Source organism: Methylobacterium sp. WL116 (genome assembly GCF_008039455.1).
Lineage (GTDB): Bacteria > Pseudomonadota > Alphaproteobacteria > Rhizobiales > Beijerinckiaceae > Methylobacterium.
The window spans coordinates 1-2,025 of sequence record NZ_VRUV01000686.1 but is presented as its reverse complement, the minus strand read 5'-3'; the positions used below and the strand labels follow the sequence as shown (position 1 = coordinate 2,025).

Here is a 2,025-nt window from a genome sequence, read left to right as displayed (position 1 = left end):
GGCGCCGCGGCGGCCCCACCGGACGTGGCACCGGCGATCTCGCTGCTGCGCCCGCCGATCGGGACGCCGCACCTCGCGATCCCGCGCGGGCGAAAAGTCCCGATCGAGACCGAGGCGCTGCCGGATTTCGAGATCGATCCCGCGATCGAGGCCTTCGTCGAGGCGAAGGCGGCCTATCGCCGGCGCACCACCGTGACGGCGGAGACGATGACCGCCTTCCTCGACCGCCACCTCGGGCCCGACGGCACCCTGCGCGGCTCGGCGATCGCGGTCGCCGACGTCGACGCCTTCGTCGTGTTCCAGCGCCTGCGCGAGATCGACGTGCTGTTCGAGGGCGCGCTCGGCACGCGCTACACGATCGCCCGCGTGGAGGGCCGGCTCGCGAACGGCTGGCTCGACTGCCCGGACTTCGTCATCCGCCGCATCTCGGGCGACCGGCATGCTTGAGCCGTTCCGCGCCATCGTCGACGGCGAGGAGCCGCCCCCGCCCGGCGCCCGCGCGCCCGACGTGGAGGAGCTGACCCGCGCGCTCGCGGTGCTGCTGAAGGGCCAGGTGATCTACGCGAACACCCCCGGCATCGGCCGCAGCTACGAGATCGCGCGCCACTACGCCCCGTTCTTCACCGACTACTTCGCCTGCCTCGGCTACGCGCTGACCGTGTCGCACCGCGACCAGATGGTCTCGCTCACGCTGGCCCAGGACGGCCCGCGTCACGACATCGTCGCCGAGCGCCTGCGCAAGGACGAGACCCTGGTGCTGCTGGCGCTCCGCCTGATCTACGAGGAAGGCTTGCGCGATCACCGCGTCTCCACCGACGGGCTCGTCGAGTGCACCACCGACGACGTCACCGAGCGCATCCGCACCGCCGCCCGCAGCGATCCGCCCGAGGAGACGCGGCTGATCGAGATCCTGCGCCTGATCGCCCGCCGCGGCGGGCTGCGGCTCGGCGAGCGCGACAGGGCTGAGCGCGTCACCCCGGTGAGCGTGCTGCCCGGCATCCTGGTGCTCGCCTCGGACGCGTGGCTCGACCGCCTGCGGGCGTGGTCCGAGGCGGCCGAGGGCTGAGTCAGGGCTTCGCCGCCCGTGGCGCGGGCAGCAGCGTGCGCAAAGCCTCGAAGTAGCGCCGACCGAGGATGCGCTGCGAGGCCGCGTCGAAATGGATCTTGTCGCCGGGGTTACCGGTCAGCCCGTCGGCCGAGACGTCGACCGTCCGCGGCACCGTGTCGGCGAGGTGCGCGAGCGCGTCGAGGATCGCGGTCTGCGCGGGCGTCGGCTTCACCCATTCCGGCTCGAAGCGCCCCGTCACGAACGGCGCGTTCCGCGCGCCGCCGATGCGGGCGCGGAACGCGGCGACGGTGCGCGTGAGCCGCGCGGCTTAATCCGAGCCGGACAGCGCGCCGACGTCGGCCTCGCCCTGGTGCCAGAGGATCGCGGCGAGGCAGGCGTTCGGCGCGGCGGCGAGCGCCGCGTTGGTGCGCATCACCGCGGCCTCGAACAGGTCGTCGCCGGGGTTCCAGCGGCCGTTGGCGAAGCCGGTGCCGCCGACGGCCGCGGGCACGAGCAGGATCCGGCGGCCCGGCGGCCGCGCGGCGATGTAGGCGCGGGCGAAGCTCAAGCCGAGGCCGACCCGCCCCGCGGCGGCCCCCGGATGCAGGAGCGGATCGATCGCGGCCACGATCCGGCCACGGCCGCCGGCCTGGCTCCACTGCCCGATGCGCGGATCGGGCGTCCCGTCGAGCGCGGCGTCGAAGCCCAGGCCGAACCCGACCATGTTCGACTGCCCGGCGAGCAGCACCACGTCGGTGCCCCGCCCCCGATCGGTCGGCCTGCAGACCCCCGCCGTCGCGGGCGACGCCAGCGCGAGGCCGACGAGGGCCGACACGCCGAGCCTCCTGGCCCGGCGAGGACCCGTGCGCTGCGTTCTCAAGATCATGGCTGCCGTGCCCGCTCCCCCGGGATCGAGGGGCTTCCGGCCCCCCTCTACACCGAAAACCCGCGGCGCCCCCGCCGTCCGTGCTCTGCGC

The 2,025-nt window shown here is 74.5% G+C and carries 2 protein-coding genes and 1 pseudogene; 2 read left to right on the top strand and 1 reads right to left on the bottom strand.

Annotated elements, in window-relative coordinates; translation table 11 throughout:
- The coding region (locus FV223_RS26270) for a Wadjet anti-phage system protein JetA family protein (RefSeq protein ID WP_246689820.1) at nt 1–447 on the top strand (447 nt) is incomplete at its 5' end.
- The gene (locus FV223_RS26265) at nt 440–1,066 is read left to right on the top strand and encodes a DUF4194 domain-containing protein (RefSeq protein WP_147729679.1); all 627 of its coding nucleotides are present in this window, start codon (nt 440–442) and stop codon (nt 1,064–1,066) included. The genes FV223_RS26270 and FV223_RS26265, both read left to right, overlap by 8 nt.
- A 1-nt stretch (nt 1,067) precedes the next feature.
- On the opposite strand, the pseudogene FV223_RS32135 reads toward FV223_RS26265, so the two are convergent.
- Nucleotides 1,068–1,796: pseudogene (locus FV223_RS32135) on the bottom strand (sialate O-acetylesterase).
- Nucleotides 1,797–2,025: the final 229 nt, after the last annotated feature.